This is a genomic window from Pararobbsia alpina (assembly GCF_902859895.1).
GTDB lineage: Bacteria > Pseudomonadota > Gammaproteobacteria > Burkholderiales > Burkholderiaceae > Pararobbsia > Pararobbsia alpina.
In genome coordinates this window covers 1-22279 of record NZ_CADIKM010000051.1, presented here as the reverse complement: position 1 = coordinate 22279, position 22279 = coordinate 1, and the positions used below count along the sequence as shown (strand labels likewise).

General features: G+C 59.7%; 20 protein-coding genes and 5 pseudogenes. 14 read left to right on the top strand and 11 right to left on the bottom strand.

Going from position 1 to position 22279, the window contains the following annotated elements:
* Positions 1-206 precede the first annotated feature (206 nt).
* Complete coding sequence (locus tag HV670_RS25865; protein WP_175107844.1) at positions 207-2618, bottom strand: putative bifunctional diguanylate cyclase/phosphodiesterase; 2412 nt, start codon at positions 2616-2618, stop codon at positions 207-209.
* Positions 2619-3529: 911 nt separating this feature from the next.
* On the opposite strand from HV670_RS25865, the gene HV670_RS25860 reads away from it, so the two are divergent.
* Both HV670_RS25860 and HV670_RS25855 read left to right on the top strand, forming a co-directional pair.
* Entirely contained in the window at positions 3530-3751 is a 222-nt protein-coding gene (locus tag HV670_RS25860; protein WP_175107843.1) for a hypothetical protein, read from the top strand.
* A gap of 156 nt (positions 3752-3907) precedes the next feature.
* Positions 3908-4171, top strand: a complete 264-nt coding sequence (locus HV670_RS25855; RefSeq protein ID WP_175107842.1) for a hypothetical protein — start codon at positions 3908-3910, stop codon at positions 4169-4171.
* A 191-nt stretch (positions 4172-4362) separates the two neighbouring features.
* Here the strand turns inward: HV670_RS25855 and HV670_RS25850 are convergent, their stop codons facing one another.
* Complete coding sequence (locus HV670_RS25850; protein WP_175107841.1) at positions 4363-5040, bottom strand: FMN-dependent NADH-azoreductase; 678 nt, start codon at positions 5038-5040, stop codon at positions 4363-4365.
* 129 nt (positions 5041-5169) lie between these two features.
* Between HV670_RS25850 and HV670_RS25845 the strand changes: the two genes are divergently transcribed.
* Positions 5170-5601: a winged helix-turn-helix transcriptional regulator gene (locus tag HV670_RS25845; protein WP_217478526.1), complete on the top strand. Its 432-nt coding sequence runs from the start codon at positions 5170-5172 to the stop codon at positions 5599-5601.
* A 559-nt stretch (positions 5602-6160) separates the two neighbouring features.
* On the opposite strand, the gene HV670_RS25840 is transcribed toward HV670_RS25845, so the two are convergent.
* Positions 6161-7288, bottom strand: a complete 1128-nt coding sequence (locus tag HV670_RS25840; protein ID WP_175107850.1) for a sensor histidine kinase — start codon at positions 7286-7288, stop codon at positions 6161-6163.
* 268 nt (positions 7289-7556) lie between these two features.
* Here HV670_RS25840 and HV670_RS25835 point away from each other — a divergent pair, with 268 nt between their 5' ends.
* The 4 genes from HV670_RS25835 to HV670_RS25825 all read left to right on the top strand — a co-directional run bounded on the left by HV670_RS25835 (position 7557) and on the right by HV670_RS25825 (position 10977).
* Complete coding sequence (locus HV670_RS25835) at positions 7557-9155, top strand: hypothetical protein (protein WP_175107840.1); 1599 nt, start codon at positions 7557-7559, stop codon at positions 9153-9155.
* A gap of 166 nt (positions 9156-9321) precedes the next feature.
* Positions 9322-9861, top strand: coding sequence for a GAF domain-containing protein (locus tag HV670_RS25830; RefSeq protein ID WP_175107839.1), 540 nt, complete (start codon positions 9322-9324; stop codon positions 9859-9861).
* A gap of 113 nt (positions 9862-9974) precedes the next feature.
* A complete protein-coding gene (locus HV670_RS32345) occupies positions 9975-10214 on the top strand; it encodes a PAS domain-containing protein (protein ID WP_217478525.1) in 240 nt (79 codons plus the stop codon).
* Positions 10177-10977 carry a sensor histidine kinase gene (locus HV670_RS25825; protein ID WP_217478524.1) on the top strand — a complete coding sequence of 267 codons (801 nt, stop codon included), beginning with the start codon at positions 10177-10179 and terminating at the stop codon, positions 10975-10977. The genes HV670_RS32345 and HV670_RS25825 overlap by 38 nt, the downstream gene beginning before the upstream one ends.
* A 692-nt stretch (positions 10978-11669) precedes the next feature.
* On the opposite strand, the gene HV670_RS25820 is transcribed toward HV670_RS25825, so the two are convergent.
* From HV670_RS25820 to HV670_RS31320, 3 genes are all read right to left on the bottom strand, one after another.
* Positions 11670-12629 (bottom strand): SOS response-associated peptidase family protein, encoded by a 960-nt coding sequence (locus tag HV670_RS25820; RefSeq protein WP_175107838.1) that lies wholly within the window; start codon positions 12627-12629, stop codon positions 11670-11672.
* Between the two features lie 82 nt (positions 12630-12711).
* Entirely contained in the window at positions 12712-13014 is a 303-nt protein-coding gene (locus HV670_RS25815) for a hypothetical protein (protein ID WP_175107837.1), read from the bottom strand.
* Between the two features lie 240 nt (positions 13015-13254).
* Positions 13255-13563 (bottom strand): hypothetical protein, encoded by a 309-nt coding sequence (locus HV670_RS31320; RefSeq protein WP_246257960.1) that lies wholly within the window; start codon positions 13561-13563, stop codon positions 13255-13257.
* A 645-nt stretch (positions 13564-14208) separates the two neighbouring features.
* Between HV670_RS31320 and HV670_RS25805 the strand changes: the two are divergent.
* Positions 14209-14559, top strand: a pseudogene (locus HV670_RS25805) (phospholipase D-like domain-containing protein); the annotation flags it as partial.
* Between the two features lie 499 nt (positions 14560-15058).
* Positions 15059-16621, top strand: coding sequence for a serine/threonine protein kinase (locus HV670_RS25800; RefSeq protein WP_175107836.1), 1563 nt, complete (start codon positions 15059-15061; stop codon positions 16619-16621).
* A 110-nt stretch (positions 16622-16731) separates the two neighbouring features.
* Here HV670_RS25800 and HV670_RS25795 read toward each other — a convergent pair whose 3' ends face one another.
* Both HV670_RS25795 and HV670_RS25790 read right to left on the bottom strand, forming a co-directional pair.
* Positions 16732-16968 carry a hypothetical protein gene (locus HV670_RS25795; protein WP_175107835.1) on the bottom strand — a complete coding sequence of 79 codons (237 nt, stop codon included), beginning with the start codon at positions 16966-16968 and terminating at the stop codon, positions 16732-16734.
* Between the two features lie 22 nt (positions 16969-16990).
* On the bottom strand, positions 16991-17269 hold the full coding sequence (locus HV670_RS25790; RefSeq protein ID WP_175107834.1) for a hypothetical protein: 279 nt from the start codon (positions 17267-17269) through the stop codon (positions 16991-16993).
* 291 nt (positions 17270-17560) lie between these two features.
* Between HV670_RS25790 and HV670_RS25785 the strand changes: the two genes are divergently transcribed.
* The 3 genes and pseudogenes from HV670_RS25785 to HV670_RS25775 all read left to right on the top strand — a co-directional run bounded on the left by HV670_RS25785 (position 17561) and on the right by HV670_RS25775 (position 19458).
* Positions 17561-17998, top strand: coding sequence for an SET domain-containing protein (locus HV670_RS25785; protein ID WP_175107833.1), 438 nt, complete (start codon positions 17561-17563; stop codon positions 17996-17998).
* A gap of 398 nt (positions 17999-18396) precedes the next feature.
* Positions 18397-18732, top strand: coding sequence for a hypothetical protein (locus tag HV670_RS25780; protein WP_175107832.1), 336 nt, complete (start codon positions 18397-18399; stop codon positions 18730-18732).
* Between the two features lie 295 nt (positions 18733-19027).
* A pseudogene (locus HV670_RS25775) lies at positions 19028-19458 on the top strand (hypothetical protein).
* Positions 19459-19550: 92 nt separating this feature from the next.
* On the opposite strand, the gene HV670_RS25770 reads toward HV670_RS25775, so the two are convergent.
* Positions 19551-19949 carry a response regulator transcription factor gene (locus tag HV670_RS25770; RefSeq protein ID WP_175107831.1) on the bottom strand — a complete coding sequence of 133 codons (399 nt, stop codon included), beginning with the start codon at positions 19947-19949 and terminating at the stop codon, positions 19551-19553.
* Between the two features lie 96 nt (positions 19950-20045).
* On the opposite strand from HV670_RS25770, the gene HV670_RS25765 reads away from it, so the two are divergent.
* Positions 20046-21164, top strand: a complete 1119-nt coding sequence (locus tag HV670_RS25765; RefSeq protein WP_175107849.1) for a sensor histidine kinase — start codon at positions 20046-20048, stop codon at positions 21162-21164.
* 414 nt (positions 21165-21578) lie between these two features.
* On the opposite strand, the pseudogene HV670_RS31315 reads toward HV670_RS25765, so the two are convergent.
* Positions 21579-21805 (bottom strand): annotated as a pseudogene (locus tag HV670_RS31315) (glutathione-dependent formaldehyde dehydrogenase); the annotation flags it as partial.
* 68 nt (positions 21806-21873) lie between these two features.
* Here HV670_RS31315 and HV670_RS31310 point away from each other — a divergent pair.
* Positions 21874-22002, top strand: a pseudogene (locus HV670_RS31310) (zinc-binding dehydrogenase); the annotation flags it as partial.
* 91 nt (positions 22003-22093) lie between these two features.
* Here HV670_RS31310 and HV670_RS25760 read toward each other — a convergent pair.
* A pseudogene (locus HV670_RS25760) lies at positions 22094-22279 on the bottom strand (phytanoyl-CoA dioxygenase family protein); the annotation flags it as partial.

Below are 22279 nucleotides of genomic sequence, written 5' to 3'. Positions count from 1 at the left end.
GAGGTGGCGCCTATACGCCGATCAGCCGGTGGCGCCATTACGGCGATCATCGACTGGCCCCATACGCCGATCCTGCGCTGGCGCCTATGCGCCGATCATCGATTGGCTCCTATACGGCGATCCGTGACATTGTCACAGCCGCTCAAGCAGGCACATCGAGCGACGCCCCGCCATGCCGGCGAGCAAGACGAAACGGCGCAGCCATTTCAAGGCGCGCTGGGACATTCTTGGGCAGAGGAGGCGCGATCCAGACCCGGGAGGTTAAGCCTTGCGGAGAAACAGTCGGGTGTTTCCGGTCGGCCGAGCAAGAATCCCTGTACATAGTCACACTTCACCTCGCGCAAGATGTCTAACTGCTCCTCCTGCTCCACTCCCTCAGCGATGACGTCGATTCCTAGCTTATGCGAAAGACCGATGATGCCTTCCACGATTGTTCTCGTCGCCGCATCGTTCGCAAGCTTCGCTGTAAAGGACCCGTCAATCTTGAGGGTATGAGGTGCGAAGTCGGCGAGATATTTCAGGCTCGAATAGCCGGTACCGAAATCGTCGACTGCGATCCGGACGCCCAGCGACGTCAGCGCCGCTACGGCTTTTTGCGCCTGGAGCGGGTTCTCCATCAGAACCGTCTCAGTGAGTTCGATTTCCAGTTTTCCCGGCGGGATGTTGTATTTTTTCAGCGCCCGGTCAACCTCCTCAACGATCGCCTCGCCGCGAAGTTGTTTGGCCGAGACGTTCACGGAGATACCAAGGTTGCTGGCGCCACTGCGTCGCCAGGCGGCCAGTTGGCTCAGCGCCCCGTTTAAAACCCATACTCCCACGCCCGTGATACAGCCCATTTCCTCCAGTATCGGAATGAAAACGCCTGGCGGGATGAGGCCGCGCGTAGGGTGATGCCACCGTATCAGCACTTCGGCACTATGCACAGACAGCGAACCCGGTTCATGAATCGCCTGGAAGTGGAGCACAAACTGGCCGGACGCCAGCGCATCGGGCAAGTCGCGCTCCAGCTCGAAGTCGCCGATCGTCTTCGCAGCTTCTATACCAGCGAATTTAAAGCCGTTTCTACCGGCCTTTTTCGCTGCATACATTGCAACGTCTGCACTGGTCAGGAGCGCTTCATGGCCGGCGCCATGTTCCGGATATAGGGAGATGCCAATAGAGGCCGTGACGAAGGCGTCAGCGCGGACCGCGCGACCACCATGCGAGAACTCGCTCAGCAGGGTCTCCGCTAGACGCTCCAGCCCCCCTTTTTCCGCGACGCTACCGATGAGAGCCGCGAATTCGTCCCCCCCAAGTCTGGCAACAAATGCGTCAGGAGGCAGCGCCGCCCTGATGATGTCGCCGATGCCCTTCAGCAGGCGGTCGGCCGCCACGTGCCCGAGCGTGTCGTTAAGCACCTTGAACCGGTCAAGGTCAACGAACATAAGACCGAATGGCGCACCCATTGCACAACGGCGCTCAATTTCCCGGACGAGCGCAGCCCGATTGGCCAGTCCGGTAAGCGAATCCGCATAGGCCAGCTGGTCTAACGCCGTGATCCATTCCTGCTCGGCAGTGACGTCCTCCGTTGTGCCAATGATTCGCACAACGCTTCCGCGCCCGTCGCGGACCGGATAGCCAGTGCTGCGCAACCATCTGACCGAGCCGTCGGCTTTCCTGATCCGGTATTGCGCCTTGCCGTCCGCCGAGTCAGTAACAATCCGGCGCATCTCCTCATGCAACCGGTCGAGGTCGTCGGGGATCACCAGATCAAGCCACGCGGTCGGATTCTCCCGCAACACCGCAGATGTAATTCCGAAGACCTTCACAGCCCCAGTGCTGACGTAGTGGAAATGCTCGAAATTCGCACTGTAGGAATAGAACACCAACGGCATGTGCGCTTCCATCTCCGACATCAACTCGTTCTTTTCCTGCAACTGGGTCAGCAGGTCAGTCTGGCTGGTAATGTCGAGTGACGCGCATACAACCGCAACGACCCGGCCAGCATCATCCTTGATCGGAATCAACCGGGAATCCCACCATTTCGGGCGGCCGGTCGTGGTGTGGCAGAGCCCTCGAAAAGACGTGCGATTCCCCGAAATCGCTCCCGCAAACGAAGAACGAGCCGCCGCACAGCTTTCACCTTCCCAGAAACCAAGCCAGTCCGCTCCCGCCAGTTCGGCTGGCGATGCGGCGTCCATCAAAGCCGCGCCGTATTCCGAAACGCGCAGCATGCGCCCGTTGGCGTCAATCAATTTCATGCATTCCCGGTTTGCATCTAAAAGCGCGCTTGCCAGTGCGGCGGCGGCGGATTGCCTTGCCCGATCGCCTGAAAGCTTGCGATAGACGGCGACAGAAATCGTTGCTCCAACAATGGCGGCGACCGCAACGCGCGCGCTTTCGGGCAAGCCCGTCGGAGACCCAAGCCACGGCTGTACTAGCGTACAGAGCGAGCCGACGCCAAACCCGGCGGTCACGGCGACGAGAGCGTCTGTAACATTGGTCTTCCGGTAGCTCGAGAACCAGCTCAGGAAATTCGAGAGAAAAAGTTGATTTTTCGGCGCGGCACTGTCGCCACTCAGCGTAACGCCCGAAGAACTGCTGTTGTGAGTCGAACTGCCAAAACGCCACGACTTCATTTGTTCGCCTTGTGCTGTGGGTTTTAACCAACGCGTCCGCGCAAACGACGGACAATGCAGACAACGTGAAGGGACTAGTTCAGACCATCCCCCCACGCCGTCAGCATGGTCATGAGGGCGATACATAGCACAAGCTTCGCGGCCATGTTATGGCTGCTTTTGTTCATCTTGCTCCTTTTCGTCAAAGGGGATGCCTCCAGGGAGGCAGTGCTTGGTTCAGGTTTGGGCTTCAGACGAGACTTGCCACAGGCTCGAGGAGCGCTCCCCCGGGATAACGGCATTTCAGCCCAAAAAGTTTATATCATGGGTCTGTGCTCAACATTCAGGGCTAGCGGGAGGGGGCGGGACCAGACTTAGAGCAACTCGCCAGGTTGACCGGCCGAGCTGTCGCGAAAACATCGAGCCGAAAGCGGATTCGCGCAGGAGCAGGTAGCGGAGTCACCTTCGTTGGCATCGGCAACAAGGCGGTTTCGCGCATGGAGCGATTGGGCTCGTCATGCGCACCATCGCATGGGCCAGTTGCTCGCGAAGCTCAACGGGATGGACCACTTGCCCGCAGCAGTCCCACCACGGCGAGGATTTACAGCCGGCCGTGACTTTGAGCTTGCCCGGTGTGACATCGAGGAGTGAGAGGTCATGTTGTCGTCCGTCACTCGTTGGTTTCGGGAGGCGACGGCAAGCCGACTCGAGGCTCGGCGCACAGGAAGTGAATGCCGCACCGAATCGCATCCTATGAAATGTTTATGAAAACAAGTTGAGAGAAAATGTCGAGGCGGAGTTCACACTCACAACTAAAGCAATGCCAGAATGCGCTCGCAAAAGTCTCATGTCGCAACGCAGCATTTTTCATCTGTGCTGACTCGAGCGGGACCGTGGCCGCCAAGCCGGTTCCCCTATCTGCGGAGGCATATATGAAGAATCCCCGCTGTTTGCCCGATTTGACGCTTCACGTGTTCGAGCAGGATGGTGGCTGGCACTGGGGGCTTACGATCGAACGACTGCACGGCACGGGCAAGAAAGTCGTCGCGTTTAGCGAGAAAGTATTCCGTTCAGAAGCGGAGGCGCGTGCTGACGGGAAGCGAGCGTACGACAACGAGCATGAGGGAGGCCTGCGTCGAGCGGCATTGGTGTGACGGCGTTAGCCACGGAGGGCAGCCGCATTTTGACCTCAATCTTCGAATGACTGCCGACGGTTGATTGTCACCTGTAGCGCCGGGCCGTGTGCCGACCTGGCTTCCGTACCTCACTGTGCGAAAATGCAACTTCTATCGGACAGGACGGTGACAGCCATGGATCAGCGCGGTACCAGCCTCACTGCGCCACTCCTTTTTGCCGATTCCGCAATGTGGTTTTCGGCGTATGGCTTCGGCGGGGGATACTGCGCTTTTGCGCTGCCTGCCGAAGCGGTTTGTGAAAAACTTGGCGCTGCGAATGAGGCCCCGAAACAATTAATGCTCGCCTTCGAGCTTGGCAAGCGCCAAATTCTGCAGGCAGTAGAGCAGAAAGTGCCGGGCACTGGCGAACGGATAACGCTTTCAGCCGCTGATCTCTAACATAGGGCTGGCGCCGCCGCTGTATTGCGCTGTCATCACAGTGGATGCGCCACGCGCCTGACCTTCGGCGTCCAACGAATGCGAACCAGTTCGGGCCGCCCGCTGCCTGTCGTGATCGTCAGCACACGACGCCAATGCGCTCAGATATGTCGACGCACCCGAACGACCGGAGTACGGCCCTCTCTCTGTTTTCAAGCTGCCTTCAAGAGCGCGATTTCAGCCAACGCGGATTCGAGCGCGCGCTGACGTTGCTCAGGCCCCGTGTTGACCCCTTCGGCGCGTACAAACGTAATGTCGGTGATGCCGATGAACCCGAAGAAGCTCGACAGAAACGTCTCCTGGTGATCCATGAAAGCCATCGGCGACGACGCGGAGTAGAACCCGCCACGCGACGATGCAACGATCACCTTCTTGCTGCCGGCAAGGCCTTTCGCGCCCGTCGCAGTGTAGCTGAACGTCTTGCCCGGAGCGGCCAGGCAGTCGATCCAGGCCTTTAGTTGACTCGGAATGCCGAAGTTGTACATCGGTGCACCGATGACGACGATATCGGCGGTGAGAAACTCGTCCAGGGCTACGCTAGTTGCGGCAACTTCATCCTGCGCCGAAGTATCGACCGGGGCACCATCCTGCATGGCGGCAGCTACCACCTCGCCCATCTCGCCGGCCAGCACGCCGGCCTCGTATAGTGATTTCAGCTTGGCGAACCGGGTGGCCGGTGACTGATGCGGCACAGGCTCGGCAGCCAGATCACGATAGCTGACCCCGAGACCCGGCAAGGTGTCCTTGAGGCGGATCACGACACTGGCTGACAGTTGGCGACTGACAGACTGGGCGCCTGAGATACTGGAATCAATGTGCAAGAGTTTCAAATTTCTTCTCCGAGATTGAGGATGGGGTATTACAGGCACCGCCCGCGCCGCTCCAGCCTCGAAGTAAGGAACATTTTGTTCGTTACGCTATGATAGAGGCTGAAAAAGTTTGTACAAGGAGGCACTTTTTTGTCTGATACGCACATTTCTGTTCCCACCGTTGAGGCGTCGCAGTGCTCGGGCGAGTGCCGGGAAGTGGTCCACACGCTCGCCCGCATCGGCGACAAATGGACGGTGATGGTCGTGGGCGCGTTGTCGAACGGGCCGATGCGTTACAACCGGATCGCACGTCTGATCGAAGGCATTTCACAGCGGATGCTCACGCTCACCCTGAAAGGTCTGGAGCAGGATGGCCTGGTCAGCCGGACGATGTATCCGACCATTCCACCGCGTGTGGACTATGAGCTGACGGACCTCGGAAGGTCGCTGTTCGTGCCACTGCGGTCACTCCACACCTGGGCCGTGGAGCACCGGGCCGCGATGGTGGCTGCACGCGAGGCGTTTGAAGAGCGGGAGCAACGGACCGGCTTGGGGCAGGCGCGCTTCACCGATGCGAAGTAGCGTTGAATCGGGAGGCCGGGGCTGAAAAGGGCGCCAGCATCAAGCGTTTCGCGCACGCCATCATCAAGACGTACTGGCGTAGATCACCGTTGCTGCGCCGGAGAGACGCTCGTTCCTCGTGAGCGGACGGTCGCGAATTGACCGCCCAATTACCTATGCTCTTGGCCGCTCGCTGCCTGCCGCGGATCGGCGGCACGCGACCCACGGACACCCACGCGCTCCAGGGAGCGGTCATTCACGTATAGCCCTTGCAGATTGCGTTAAAGCCAGTCGGAGAACGTCGGGTCAGTGCGGAACCGGAGGAGCTCAAGCCCAGGCGTTTGCGGTAGCTATCGTGATTTCTTTTTCGAGCTATTGCAGCGTTCTGCCCGACCGAAAGCGCGACATCAAGCACCACGCGATGCCATCTGGGAACTTTGCTAGACGAGTGGTTGCTGTCGGTGATGCGAACGAGAAAGAATCACCACGCGAGGACTGTGCCGCGTGGTCGTCAACGGTGCTTACACCACGCTCGCGAGCCACGCATACAATGCACGCCGACGGCCGATCCGTGCACGTATCACGAACGCTGTTGACGTCGGGGCAGGCGTACAACGAACACCGTTTCTGTCTCGTCAGAGCGCGCTTTGATGCCGCCCCCGTGGGCCTTGGCAATCTCGCTCGCGATGTACAGTCCGAGCCCCAGACTGCTGTTGTCATGTCTGTCCAGATGGTCCTGGCCACGCTGGAGCGGATCAAAGATGCGGTCGAGGATTGAGCGCTCAATGGCGGCCCCGCTGTTTTTCACCTCCAGGCGGACTTCCGCTTCCTCACCGGTCACCGACACACGCACCGGCCCGTCGGGCGCTCCGTATTTGATTGCATTCAGGACCAGATTGCCAAGTAATTGCTGCAGACGCCGGCCGTCCCAAACACCGTGGCAGTTGCCGACCACGTCCAGATCGACCCGGCGGTCCGGATGCACCGCCCGCACAAGGTCCAGTTCATCGGCAAGCGGTTTTGCGAGGTCCCCCTCGGTTGGCGTGATATTGAGGCCCAAACCCAGCCTGGTTCGATTGAAATCAAGCATGTCGTCCAGCAGCGCTTGCATGCGAGCGCCGCTTCTGACCAAACGGGACGCGGCTTCCGACACTTTGTCACCCGCGTTCAGCGCCGCGAGATACGAAGCGGTCATCTGGATGGTCTGGAGCGGACTGCGCATGTCGTGCCCAAGCATTCCAAGCAACAGATTACGAGCCTGGTCTACCTGCGCACTGAAATAGCCGACTGATTCGGCGATTGCCTGGTCGATGGCCTCGTTGAAGCGGAGGATGTCGTCCGGATGAAAGGCGTCGGGCTCGCATTCATCCATCCATAGGCGAAGTACGCTGGCGCGAAGGGCGCGGTATTCCGCAGCCAGCTGGTTGATGTCAAACCCGCCCCGCGCGCGCAGAAGGGCGTGCGTTTGCGCGGCGGTCTCCGGCGCCCCGGCCAGTTTGGGCGCCTGCCCTCTTGATTTCGCAGTCTGAGCCTCTCGTGTCTGGGGCGTCGACAAGTCTTTTGCCACGGCCTCCAGAATCTGTTCCGCATGGTCGCGCAAAGCCAGTGATCGCATGTGTGCTGCTGCGGGCAACAGCGTGCCGGCGAACGCCTCCCATTGCGCCAGAATGCTTTCCATGTCACGAAGGATGAAGTCAGCCAGTCGCATGTCTGCCCCGAAGGATGGAAAGATACCGATCTGAGGTATTTTTGCGGAATCCGTTGCGGTACGCAAACTAATTACATCATCCCGTCCTTGCTGGTCGTAGGGTGCGTAATTGAAGAACCCGATGTCCACGGAAAACGCAGCGCCTGCTTATCGCGGACGACGACCCGAATTTGTTGGACGCATAGGCCTCTTCTATCGCGTAACCCGGTTCCACCGGCCGCGCTAACTTCCGATGCTTTTGCCCGTCCTCGTACGGGATGAGCCAGCTATGGATGGTTTGCCACGGATCGCCTGTCACGCGGAACGTCAGGAAGTATGGGCGGTGTCGCGTGAGCCAGAGGAAAAAGAACAACATGGACGGCCCAGCGGTCTTGTCACCGTCCCACACCGCCCATGCCCGTTGAACCTCCGCTTTCGCAGCATCCTTGATGCCGCGCAGCGAGCGGAACTGATCGGCACGCAGCAGGAGCGCGAACGGGTCGCCCAGCTCAACCTCATGGCGGGTAAGCGTGCGAAAGCGGCAACCGCTTGCGACGCGGCACTGCAGTATTTCACCACCGGCCGTGCGTTGCTGGCTAAGACGGGATGGGAACAGTGCTACCAGACCGCCTTCGACCTCGAGCTCAACCGTGCCGAGTGCGAATACCTGATCGGGAAGGTGGCGGCAGCGGAAGAACGGCTCGCCACGCTGTCAATTCGCGCACAGACCACGGTTGACGCTGCGGCCGTTACCTGTGTGCGAATCAATCTCTATCCGACCCTAAGCCGGAGTGCGAGCGCTGTCGAGGTCGGCCTGGAGTACCTGCGCCGAGTGGGTGACCAGTGGTCGCCGCACCCGACGGAGCAGGACGTTCGCCAGGCCTATCAACGATTGCGGCAACTGGTGGGGGCAGGCTCGAGCGAAGGACTGCTCGACCTACCGCTGATGAGCGACCCGACGCGATGCGCGACCATGGACGTGCTGACGGTGCTGACCTCGCCGGCCTTGCTCACCGACTTGAATCTGTTCCGGCTTGTCGTCAGTCAGATGGCAACCCTTAGCCTGGAGCATGGCAACTGCAACGGGTCATGCCTCGCCTATGCATGGTTGGGTGGTGTTCTGGGGACGTACTTTGGCGAGTACCGCGTGGGATTCGACTTTGGCAGACTCGGGCTGGATCTCGTGGAAAGGTACGGGCTCGACCGTTTCAGAGCTCGCGTCTACCTAGTCTTCGCCGTTCACGTCGCTCAATGGACTCAGCCTTTGGAGATGTCTCTCGCCTTTTTGAGGCGCGCCTTCAATGCGGCGCTGGAAGCTGGTGACTTATCCTATGCAGCCTATAGCTGCATCGATGTGATTACAAACCATTTTGCCACGGGAGATTCGCTGGGTGACGTCGAGCGAGAGGCCGAGCATGGGCTCGAATTTGCGCGGAGCCTAAGGTTTCCCCAAGTCAGCGACACCATCATTGGGCAGATGAGGTTCGTCCGAATGCTCCGTGGACTGACGCCAGAGTTCAATTCCTTCAATGACGCCGAGTTTGACGAGCACAGCTTCCAGCAACACCTGGAGAGCGATCCCCAGTTGGCCATTGGCGCGTCCTTTTATTGGATTCGCAAACTGCAAGCGAGTGTGCTAGCCAACGACTCGGCCTCTGCGATTGCGGCCGTATCGAAAGTCGCATGGGGCGCTCGCGCGGGCGGCGCATTGCGACTTCACGTCGGTCGAGGAGCACCGCCACCATTTGCAAGCCTTAGCCGCGCATCACTGACAGCTCGCGGTGTGGGCCGAGCACTGTCCCACAACTTTCGCGAACCGCGCGGCGTTGGTCGGCGCCGAGATCGCACGCCTCGATGGTCGGGACCCGGACGCGATGCGCCTTTCTGAAGAGGCTATTAGGTTGGCGCGTGTGAGCATGGGTTCATCTATAACGAGGCCTTGGCCCAGGAACACGCCGCAAGGTTTTACACAGCGCGCGGCTTCCCGACGGTGGCTGACGCGTATTTGCGAAACGCCCGGCATTGCTACCTGCGCTGGGGCGCCCGAAGGGAAGGTGAGGCAGCTCGATGAGTTGTATCCGTATCTCCGAGAGGACGAGCCAGTTCCAGGTCTGACAAGCACGATTGGGGCGCCGGTTGAGCATCTGGATCTCGCGACCGTGCTCAAAGTGTCCCAGGCAGTCTCGGGCGAGATCGTCCTCGAAAACCTGATCGATACGCTCATGCGCACAGCGATCGAGCAGGCTGGTGCCGAAAGAGGCGTGCTCATCGTGTCGAACGAGGGTGAGCCGCAGCTCGCGGCGCAAGCCACGACCAGCCGCGAGACAGTGGTCGTTCAGTTGTGCGACCAGCACCTCGCCACGGGAACGCTGCCGCAAGCGGTGCTCCACTACGTCATGCGTACCCGGGAAAGCATCATGCTGGATGATGCCGCCGCTCAGCCTCCGTTTGCCGCCGATCCGTACATCCAAGAGCGGCGGGCGCGCTCAATACTCTGCTTGCCTCTGCTCGCTCGGGCAAAGGTTATCGGCTCGCTGTACCTCGAGAACAGCCTGGCTCCGGGCGTCTTTGCGCACGCCCGCTCGTGGTACTGAAGCTGCTCGCCTCACAGGCCGCGATCGCGCTGGAGAACGCCCGTTTGTACCGCGATCTCGCTGAACGCGAGGCGAGGATCAGGCGCCTCGTCGACGCAAACATCGTCTGAATCGTGTTTTGGGACCTCGAAGGTCGGATTCTCGAAGCCAATGATGCGTTTCTGCGTATTGTGGGCTATGACCGAGAAGCTCTCAAAGCGGGGCGTCTGCGCTGGACCGACCTCACGCCGCCCGAATGGCTCGAGCGCGACAGACGAGAGTGGGTACCCGCGCTCAAGGAGAGGGGACACTACAGCCTTTCGAGAAGTCGGTTTCGTGCTCGATCTGAGCGAGCGCAAGCGGGCGGAAGCTGAAGCGCTCGTGAGCGAGCGTCGCTACCGCGAAGTGCCGATGGAGCTGGCGCATTCGAACCGGGCTGCGACGATGGGACAGCTTACGGCCTCGATCGCCCATGAAGTGCAGCAGCCGATCACCGCGACGGCAACCTACGCTTCGGCCGCCTTGCGCTGGCTGAACGCCAAACCGGCGAACCTCGATGAAGTCAGGCAGGCGCTCGAGTACATCGTCAGCGAGGCGATGCGTGCTGGCGGCATCGTTAGCGGGATTCGCGATCTGGTCAGGAAAGCGCCTCCACGCAAGGACAGGGTGGACATCAACGAGGCGGTTCGCGAGGTGGTCGAACTGACGCGGGGCGAAGCGGCGAAGAACGACGTCTCGGTGCAGACAGTACTCGGGGATGGCTTGCAGCTCGTCCTAGGAGATCGCGTGCAGTTGCAGCAGGTGATGATCAACCTGATCGTCAATGCCGTCGAAGCAATGGGGGCAACGAGCACGGGCCCCCGCGAGTTGCTGATCAGCACGGCCGCGGATTCATCGAATGGCGTGTCTATCGCTGTGCGGGACTCTGGCCCGGGGCTACCTCCGGCGGAGATCAGGCGCATCTTCGATCCGTTCTACACGACGAAGGAGAATGGCCTGGGCATGGGCCTGTCGATCTGCCTTTCAATCGTCAAGGCGCACGGAGGACGACTGTGGGCGAGCGCAAACGTGCCTCGCGGTGCCGTCTTCCAACTCGTTCTTCCGTGCGGGCAAGCCGAACAAACGCTTGCCCAGTGAGAGCGATGGTCTGCCAGTGGCAAAGCAAGTAAATGCCTCCAAGCGATCTCCTCTACTTTCATACCGATGAACGGACTGCCCCTGCGCCTTGCGGAGCCAGTCGCTATGCGTCGCAGCGCGGGCCACAAACGGACATCGGTCGATGGTCTAGGGACGCCGATCCGGAATCGACAACGGACGTCGTCGGCCCCATTTTGCATCTCGCAAATAATAAGCGCGCACGCAAATAAGCATTCAAGGGCGCCGCAATGTGTACTCGCGACCGCTATATTTCAACCGTGGAAAAGATGCGTTATCGCGGTGCGAAAACAGTACCCTTCTGTTCGATGCAGCGCGTCCATCTAGCAAAGGAAGCCGCATAATGAAGAATCGTCTCGCTAAGTTTCTCGCGATACTGGTCGGGACCGCACGGCCGGCTAGGGCGAATAGCGTCGATCACGTTGAATTGAACCAGCGATCAGCAACACCAAAAAAGGGAAGCATCGGCCTGCGAAGATTGTTACTCGTTCGTTGTTCTCGCGACGCTACAACGTACCGACGCGCACGCCAAGCCACTGATGTCGCCTGTCGAGCGTGATGCACTTCAAGCATTCTGTCGCAGCAGCGTATGGCAATGGAATTTGCCATGGGCAGGCGCAGGGTCAGGTCCCTCGTGACCGTGCGGAAGTTGTCGAAGCGATTCTTGGGTCGGGTTATGCGGCCAACCTGTGCTCGTAGAATGGTCTGTCGCGATCATCGAGGATCGCATAGAGCGACTTGAGGTCGGACGGATCCGGGCTGAGCCAGGCGTCGATATTCTCAGGCTTGATCGGAACAATGCAACGATCGTGGCCGGCCGCGGCGATCTCAGGTGGCGGTTCGTCCGTGATTGCAGCAAAGGAGAACAAGTCCGGCTGGCCAGGACTTGTCCAACGCGACCACAAGCACGCAATCAGCATGTCATGCGGTGGATTGGGGTCGAACTGCAGGACGACCTTCTCGTCCTTCTCGCCGTTTGCGAGCTCTCGATGTTCCATCCGGGCTCGACTGACATTTTCGAAGAACGAACTGACGACCATCAACCCATGCGAGCTTCCAAAAAGAGACTTCCAGAAGCCCTCAAGGTTGTCCCGCCGCGCGTTGTAGGTGCCCGGATATTTCACGTCGTATGCGGCCGGCTTACCGGCAATGCGGCACTGATACCGCATAAGCTTAATGACGCGCTGCCTGTCCTCCATGACCATGACGGGGGCATAGTGACCCGGGAAAATCCGAGAGTCGTCAGGCTCGGGCGAGGTCCGCCGGAGGTCGTCGAGCTTGCGCCGAGTCCATTCAATTTTGTCGATAGCAATGCGTTTGCTCTCGGCTCCCGCTTTGGTTGGCTTAAGTTCAAGCGTCCGCTCAGCGTCTGCTAAGCGCTTTCGCTGCTTGAAAAGTTCCTGCTCGAGATTGGCGACTTGTTCGGCATTGAATGCATCGATCAAGGTCTTGATCTCGCGTTCCTCAACTGTCGCCGGTTCGGAGAAGGCGTCTTCGACGCCTTTGGGTATCTTCACTTTGCTACCTCCCGCACGTTCAAAAAAGAGCTGAGCAAACTCCTCCAGGGAGATATCTGCGCCGAACATCCGGACGTACTTACGGTAGTCAGCGATGATCTGAGCCGAATAGCACATGGGTGTCTCCGCCTTCTGGTTGAGTATCAGTATCCGACGCTGCCGGTGTCGAGCGTCTCCTGGGTGCTCGGGACGACCGGTTTCACAGATGCACCTTGCAATACCATGCCTGAGCAAAACGCGATGGGCCCTGCAGCTCAACGCCGGTCAGCACAAAGGTATCGTCGGCGAGTTCGGTGAGCTTGGCGTCCATAAGGGCTGGTAATAGTTCGCAGGCTTGAGTGGTGCCATCGGTTCGCAGGCGCGCGACCGTGACCTGGGCACCGAGTCCTGCGATCTCCTCAGTGTCGATCGCGAGCTCACCCGCGGTCGTGGCGCGGGGTCCGGCATCGGTTTTGGGCACCGCGCCTCCACTGAGTCTCATGGTGATCACATCAACGCGCATTTTTCTCCACTCCTAACGGGACCTCTCGCTTCGTCAATAAAGTAACACACCGACTGGCCGCGCACATTGGTCAGGCTCGACAAAAATCTCTGCTGCTCGTGGCCAGGGAGCCGAGCAGGTGCGATAAATCCACCAGCCGATTGGCGACCAGAGGCCGCAACTCGCCTTCTCGCTGCCAGATGCCGTAGACGCCGAGCTGCGATGCGCCGAGCACCCTCGGTACCGCTCCACGAGTGATCGTCACAAGATCACGTTACCTTCGCAAGACTCATCCTCGAGCGTCACGGAGACGATGCCCTTGGCCGTCCCCGGCTGCTGCCGCACGGCCACGATGCCGGCGGCGCCAGCCACCTGGCCGTTGCGAAGCGCAGCGAGGTCCGTGGCAGACATGATTCGTTTTTTTTGCCAGCTTAGAGCGCAGCAGCGCAGCAGGTGGCGATTCAGGGCCAACCCGAGCGCGCGGTAGTCGCCGACGATCTCTTGTGCCTCGGTCGGCGCGCGCAGCAACGGCGTTTCGTCATCGTTCGTAGCGATGCCGAGGACCATCATCGCGCTTCCTGAGCCACAGACGGTGACTGTGATCAATCGGAGCGCTCGAATTCGAACTGCTTTGCAGCGGCGCCATTGAGCCGCCCGAGTCGCCGAGGAAAAGACGTAGCGAATCAAGGCGCTCGACGGTTGGATCCCACTCGACGCAGAAGTCTCCTGCGCGTGGTTTCCCACCGCTCGCGTACAGATGATGCATGTCGCATCACCGATCATTGCTCGCCCTGCTGAACCAGCCGCCTAACTGTGAAAGGTCGCCGTCCAACCTCAATTCGCTATTATTCTGCTGGGCGGTGAGTGCGGTGTGAAGGCATCCAACTGGATGACTGGTCGGCGATTCACTCTACCCTCCGGTTAGCCGCTCGGCGTTGTTCACGTGTGAACTCCGTTGCAATTAAAAAAGGGCTGCTGCCGTCGCAAGGCATCCATGCGCCGAGTTCTGATGGCGAATTCCGCTTCAAATGTCCGGAGCGCATTCGGAATGTTACGACGTTCGGAAACGTAATTACGGCTCGTGTGGCCACCTAGTGAGGCCATTCCTGGTCCGGGGCTGTTGTCTTTCAGAACATACTGAGGCGCCTATACTTTCGCTTGCCGAGTGAGCGTAACGAAAGCTTAACGCATTGTTCCATTCCAGTCTTTCACCCCCGCATCGACACCCACACGGTGCGCGAGGCGTCGCGCGCGTGCTGGGGCGACCTGCTCGCGGCGGGCGTTGAGATGTACGAGTATCAGCCGACGATGTACCACTGCAAGCTGATTGTCGTAGACGAGTATCTGGTGTCGGTCGGCTCGACTACCTTCGACAGCCGCTCGTTCAAGCTCAACGATGAGGCCAATATCAATATATACGATCGCGATTTCGCGCGCCAGCAGACGGCGATATTCGACGGCGACGTCGCCTATGCGAAACGCATCACGCTTGACGACTGGCGCCGCCGTCCGCTCCTCGTAAAGCTGCTGGAGCGTGCTGTCGCGCTACTCGATGCGCAACTTTGACGTTTTGCGTCGCGAGTACGGCCGAGCAAACCGGGCAGTAGTCGGCCAGTCCTTCGTACTCGATTCGCGGATGTCCGCTTACCAGGAAAGCGCCGCCCTTCGTTCGACAGGCGACTGTGGCTGGCAACTCGACCTGGGTTGTTCAACTGCGGCCGTTGTCGACAGGACTGCGGTCTCGCAATGAAGCGGGCGGGACGTGTCGGAAAGACTGTAGGGAGGAAACCATGGAGCGGACCAATGCGGCCGGAGCTGGCCCGCTATGGGAATTGAAATGTTCGCAAGCGGACCGGGGATAATGGAAAGGTCGGGCGAATCGGTCCGTTCTTACGCTGCCACGTGCGGTATGTCCCAGGGAGCGGTCCGGGTAGACTAGTCATCAGTCGTTTTGAACCACAAGGTGGTGACTTGTCCAACGCCCGTCGGACACTCCTCCGCGTTTGCTAGCGAAAATCTACGCGAGTCGGCGTCGGACGCGGCCACGACGGACAAAGGAGGGAGCATGGTCATCGCGAATTGTCAGATCATTGAGCGGATCTGCACAACGGCGGGCTCCGACCTTTACCGTGCCCTCCGATTGACAGATGGGATGCCGGTGCTGTTGAAGTTCCCGTCGGAAAACGCCGACGCGGCCCAATCCGCTCTTCTGAAATGCGAACACCTGCTGCTGCAATCGCTAGAGGGCACCGGCATTGCTAAACCGCTCGCACTGGTCGATGAGCGCGGCGCTTTCGCGCTGATCCTGGAAGACTTCTCGGGCGCGTCGCTCGAAGCCGTCCTGGGACGCGACCTGCATCTGGATCTGGTTGTTTGCCTGCGCATCGGCCGCCAACTGGCGGATACGTTGGCGGCTATCGATGCCGCGCAGGTCATTCATCGCGATATCCGGCCCGCCAATATCCTGTTCGACCCTGAGGCTGGCCAGGTTCTGCTGGTGGATTTCAGTATGGCAACGGCCCAGCGAGAGGGCGCCGTCCCGGCAGAGGACGTTGCCATTCCGGCGGGCGATTGGGCGTATGTGTCCCCCGAGCAAACGGGCCGCATGAATCGTTCGGTGGATTACCGCACCGATGGTTACTCGATGGGCGTGTTGCTCTATCGCATGCTGACCGGCCAGTTGCCGTTTCAGGCGAACGATCCGCTGGAATGGGCGCATTGCCATATTGCCCGCGTGCCGACGCCACCGCGTGAAATCGTGCCCGAAGTGCCGCAAGCGATGTCGGATATCGTGATGAAGCTGCTGTCCAAACTGCCGGAAGACCGCTATCAAAGTGCGCATGGGCTGCAGTCCGATCTCGATCAGTGTCTGGCGCAATGGCAGGCCTCGGGCCGGATCGAACCGTTCCCGCCCGGCACGGACGATACCCCGAAGCGCTTTCAGGTCCCGCACAGACTGTATGGGCGTGACTCCGAAGCAGCGACGCTGCTCGGCGCCTTCGAGCGCATGGCGGCCACCGGCCAGGCGGCTCTGGTGACCGTCTCCGGGTACCCGGGCATCTGCAAGTCGGCGCTGGTCGACGCGTTGCGCAAGCCGATTGTCGCGAAGCATGGCTATTTCAGTGCCGGCAAGTTCGATCAGTACCGGCGCGACATTCCGTACGCTACCCTCACGCAAGCGTTTCGCGAACTGGTGCGGCAACTGCTGGCCGAAAGCGAGGCGCGCATCGCCGGCTGGCCGCACCAGATCCAGGCCGCGGTCGGGGGCAACGGACAGCTCATCGTCGATGTGCTGCCGCAGGTCGAACTGATCATCGGCCCGCAGCCGCCCGTCCCGGCGCTGCCGCCGACCGAGGCGCAAAACCGGTTCCGGATGGTATTCCGGCAATTCGTCACGGTGTTCACGAGCGCGGCACATTCGCTGGTCCTCTTCGTGGACGACCTGCAGTGGATCGATGCCGCCAGCCTGACGCTCATCGAGGACCTGCTTACGCACCCGGACACGCGCTATCTGCTGCTGATCGGCACAAGGAGGGGTTGCTGCGGCATGATGCGCGACGTCGGGCTTGGCAGTGGGACCTGGATCAGATCAAGGCGAAGGACTTCGCCGACAACGTTGTCGACCTGATGATGGGCAAGGTGCGTCAACTGCGGGTCCCAGTGCAGGAAGCCCTGCAGCTGGCCGCATGCCTCGGCAACACCTTCGACCTGCGCCATCTCGCGCTCGTCAGCGGGCATTCAGCGTTCGAGGCATGGCAGGGCGTGAGCGAGGACGAGGTTGAGGTTGGGCAAGCCCTCGCGGCTGCGGAGCGCGAAAGCTTGATCGTGCGCACCGGCGGCAATGGCAAGTTCCTGCATGACCGCATCCAGCAGGCCGCCTATTCGCTGATTCCCGAACCGGAGCGTGCCGGTGTCCACCTGCGCATCGGCCGCGCGCTGCTGGCGAACCTGACGGTAGACGAACTCGCCGAGCATGTGTTCGATGTCGCGAACCAGTTCAATCGGGGCGCCGCACTACTGGACGACCGGCATGAGCGGGATGAGAGCGCGCAGGTTCCGGGTCGGTCATCAGCGGCAGGTCGACCAGGCTCTCGATCGGGCGCCCCGCCAGGTTGCGCCAGACCGTTTCGTATTCGGCCTGGACCCCTTCCTCGGATGGGTGGGCCGGGAGGTCGATGCCGAACAGGTGCAGGCACGTCAGCGCACTGTCGATAGCCCACGCGTTCTCCGACTTTACGACATGTAACTGGACCTTCAGATGGTAGGATGCGGTCAATCAATAAGCTCGGCCGGAGGGCTTCACGAATCGCGCCACGGCCGTACGACTAGAACACCTCGCCATCCAGCGGCAGCGGATTTATCCACTTCACCTTAGTGCGGCCTTCGACGCCGTCTGCTTGAATTCAGCGGATCATCACACGCTGCCCCTCGCTTCTCCCAGGATTCAACAATTGGACAAAAAAAACGGGCATGGGCGTGACAGCGTTTTATGGCGTCGTCACAATAACGGAGTGGCGCCCGTCCATGAATCCATCCGTTCAGTCAGCCTCACTCACTCTATACATTCATGCGTCGTATCGTCGTTCGCAATTCTCCCGTGCATGGCCGCGGCGTGTTCGCGCTTGCCGATATCTCGCCCGGGATGCTGATTCTCGAATACAAAGGCGAGCTCGTTTCGTGGAAGAAGGCGCAACGAGTTTACGCGCGTGCTAGCGTCGAGGATGGCCATACCTTCTTCTTCGGCCTTGACGATGGTCGTGTGATTGATGGCGCTCAGGGTGGGAACTCCGCCCGGTGGCTCAATCACAGCTGTGCGCCGAACTGTGAGGCCGAACAGGACGGGGAACGGGTGTTCATCCGCACGATCCGTCACGTGGGGAAAGGGGCGGAGCTTTTCATTGATTATCAGCTGCAGGTCGAAGGCCGCCCAACAGCTGCGATCGCACGATTGTACGCGTGCTGCTGCCATGCGGCCGTCTGTCGCGGCACTATGCTCTCGAACTGACTGAGGGCGCGGCGAGACCGATCAAGTCGCTTTTCTGCCGGCACAGTCACGCGCCAGATCGTCTTAATCGCAGCTAGCGGACAGACTTCCGCCAAAGCCGCCGTTTGTCCATTTCCCCCTGAAACCCGACGTTCACCGGGGCGAATGAGAGCGACCGAGAAGGGTCGACTCTGGTCTCACTCATGAGCGGCCATTCATTGACCGTCGGACGGATAGGGTGCGGACGACTGGTATGGACTTCTGACCATCAGCCCGCGGGGCCGGTTGGTGGTGGCTGGCATCCGCTTTGCTGGCAAGGACTATCCGCCCACATCGCTCGACAGATGGCAGGAAGTGGAGTCGACCAAGACGCTGATCGATCGGGTCAACAGCGCTTTGCGCTCAAACCCAAACGCCTTATGCGCGACACCGCGTACGGAACAGAGGCGATGCTTGGCTGGATGGTTGAGGAGAAAGGCATCGATCCACATGTGCTGGTCTGGCAGCGCCCGCCTCGTAACGATGATACGTTTCCGAATAGCGATTTCGATTGGATCGGGCCAAATAAATATCGCTGCCCAGCAGGCCATGCTTTGCGCAAAGAGCGGTGGCAGTTCAAAGAACCGCGCTCGCACATCACGAAGGCCGGCACGGTCATCTATCGATTTCAGTCAGTCGGACTGCGCCTCGTGCTCAACGAAGGATCAATTCGGCCCGAACACACGGCTGCGAAAAATCCCACGCAGTGTTCGTGAGGAAGCACGAGATGAGGCCAGGGCCATTGCCAATACCCCTGCATATAAGCAATCGCGCTGAGGAGCGCAAGAAAGTCGAGGTGCTGTTCGCTCATTTGAAACGGATACATCGCGACCGAGACGACGCGCTACCAAAAAACCGCCGCAGCAACGGGGTGCGAAACGAGTTTTTCGAAAGAATCGGCCAGTCGCAGCCCTTCGACGTGTCGACCGAAATTGACGACAAATGTCACAATGTGCAGGTTTGCGAGTCGTGCTGCGTCGTCGGAGACGCCGCTGACTCATGAAAGTCAACATGAAACGACTATTTCTCGCTGCGCTCGCGGCGATCTCATTAGCGACTTGCGTTCATGCGCAAAGTAGCGCGTCCGGCCCACTCGTGACGCCCTCAGGCGAATTGCAATTCGTGCGCGTCGACCGCGATTTCGTGGCAATGCTCGATAAGGAAATCTTCGATCGCTTCGGCGCGAACACGCTCACGCATTTCGATGACGTCGGCAACGCAAATGATACCGTCACGCGCACGCTCGTACAGACCGATTCCGGCCAGTGCTGTACGACTTTCGTTATCATCCGCCGCGTGTGCTTCGCTCGGGCAAGCGCATGGTGGTCAAGCGCGTGTTCTGGCAAGGCGATGAAGTCGTGATTCAAGGCTCACAAGGCTGGTTCCGATTCAACCGCGGCGTGCTGGCGAAGCTGCAGTCTTCGACGACGACGTACCACTGATTGCGTGCACCCCGAACACACGCTCGCCCCGAAGAACACCGCCGCGCCGCGCACGCCGTTGCCGCTCTCCAACTTGCCGAGCCAATCTACCATTATGCGTCGTCCACAGCGCTGGGGCGTACACGGGATGCTATCGTAGCCAGAACGAGCGGCAAGTCGGCAGGCTTTACAAAATGGTAATCGAATCCGGATTCAATTGATTCGGCGTGCTCGGAGGGCGATATCAGCGCGGTGACCGCCACCAGCAATGGAAGCGGCGCGGAGTGTAGGCGCCGAATCTCCCTTGCCACTGCGCGCCCGTCCATGCCGGGCATCTGGATGTCGAGAACAACAGCATCCGGACGCCACGCACGGTATTCCGCAAGCGCGTCCGATCCGTCTCCAGTTGTCCGAGTGTTGTAGCCATGAGCGCCGAAGAACAGCACGTATGCTTCCAAGACGTTCGGGTCGTCATCCGCGATGAGCAGGCGCACGGCGTTCGGAGTTGACATTGAGTTCCCCAATTGCTTTAGTATCAGCAATTGATGGACCTGATGAAATTGGCCGGTAAGCTTCCTTCGAGATTTTTCCGTCCCTCAGGGGTAGACATGCGATTAGCTGACTTCATCCTCGGCCATATGGAAGCCATTCTCTCGCGATGGGAGGCGTTTGCCGGCACGCTGTTGCCGGCAGCGGCAGACATGAGATCGCGAGCCTTGCGTGATCATGCGCGGCAGATTTTGGAGGCCGTTGCAAAGGACCTATCGACTCCACAAACCAGGGATGACCAGATTGAAAAGTCCTTAGGGCAGTCGCCTAAGCCTGCCAATGCCCCAGAGACAGCCGCACAAACGCACGCCCTGCTGCGCGCGCGAAGCGGCTTTGATATCAACCAACTTGTTGCAGAATACCGCGCCCTGCGCGCAAGCGTACTTCGACTGTGGATGGACGAATTGGGGCCCGACGTTCATCGTGTGGACGACATCATTCGCTTCAACGAGAGCATCGATCAGGCAATCGCCGAATCGATAAGGTTTTTCAGCACGCAAATAGACCTGGCTCGTAATCTTTTGCTTGGAATGCTAGGGCACGACATGCGTAGTCCGCTCCAGACTATCCAGATAACAGCGTCCTATCTGCAGGCACTGAACGCGGGTGAAAAGGTATCAGGAGCCGCGTTCAGATTGATCAGAAGCGGCGCTCGCATGCAGGCGCTACTAGACGATATGGTTGATTTCAATCGAACCAGGCTCGGTTTGGGTATGAATGTCGCTCCGACTAGTATCGACCTAGTCCAGCTGTTTGCCGATGAGCTGGACCAGTTGCGAGTAGTGCATCCAGACCGTCAGGTCGATCTGGACGCGATCGGTAACTGCACGGGCGTTTGGGACGGCCGACGTCTACAGCAGTTGCTTGGCAATCTGGTTCTGAATGCGATCAAGTACGGAGCGCAAGACGCGCCGGTACGCGTGACAGTGACCGGGAGCGACACGGAAGTCCTCCTGGAGGTCAGGAACGTTGGCACCGCCATCGATCGCTCAACCCTCGACCGCGTCTTTGATCCACTCCAGCGTGGCCCGTCCCATCAAGGCAGAGATTCCGACAGCAGCCTGGGGCTCGGACTTTATATCGCGCGCGAGATTACCAAGGCCCATGGGGGCGAGATCGACGCGCGATCCGACGAGACGGAAACGGTGTTCTCTGTACACCTGCCTCGTGGCAAATAGAGTTCAGGGTGCGTTACGCGCAGGTCGACTACCTGTGGGAATTCCGGGTGTCCGTTTCGCTGGACGCCATTGGCCGCTTCAGCCCCGAGTCAGTCGGTCAAGGATTTTGAGGTGCAAGCGCGAGGCTACGAAAAAAAGGCGAGCCACGCTTCCTCAAGGCATCAGATAGACGCAGCCCCCGAGCAGTCACCGGCGGCGGTCCGTGTTACGCAGAACCGCGGACACATTTCCTCGGCTTCGACGTCGACCGCGAGAAACCCATCACCGATATTGCCAACCATGGCGACGGTATAAGGTTTGATCGCTTTTGTTTGGAGGCAGTCGGAGTCGTTGCATTTCGAACTCGAAGCCACGTCTCAAGGACCGGAACAGCGAACGGTTCGATCTGGATTGACCTTATCGGTCGCACTTAAATCATGGCGTCATGACGACCTTGATGCATCCATCATTTTCGTCGCAAAAAGGTCTCATACATCTGCGGTCCATCTTCAAGTGAGACTCGATGAGTGACCACGAACGACGGGTCGATCTGTTCCTTGCTGAATACGCTGAAGTAAATCGTCGGTCCACCGATGTGCGTGGTTTTCACCCATTCGCCAAGCTGCGAGAGAGGAAGGTGTGCCGCCCGCGGGCGTGTTATCGGTGCCCGGGGTCTATGGCGGACTGCTCGACGAGATACCTTCGGTGCGGTGAGGAACAAAGGCCTGACACCGGTGGAAAAGGAGCCGAACAGTGCTTTGACGCGGTCGGCATGGAGTCGCACGCGACGCGTTCTCTCGATGCACTCCACGACCGTGTCAAGCAGGCCGAGATACTCAAGCGCTACCGGCCCCATGTGTGACTGACCAACAGATTCTTGGGGACAACTTTTCACCGGGATGGCAAGCCGCTAATCCAACATCGAAATTAATCGCCACTAACGCGGGAATTCAATAGGCGAACTTTTGATAACTCTCCGGGCCGCCCGGGGCATTCAGTGCATCGACACGCGGCATATGTCGCAAGAGCCGCTTGGCACGGGGACTCAGGCGCTGGTCAGCATCGACGGGCACATCGATATGGACCTCGGGACGCAAATACCAGCTTCGGCTGTAACCGATCACGACCATGGGGCG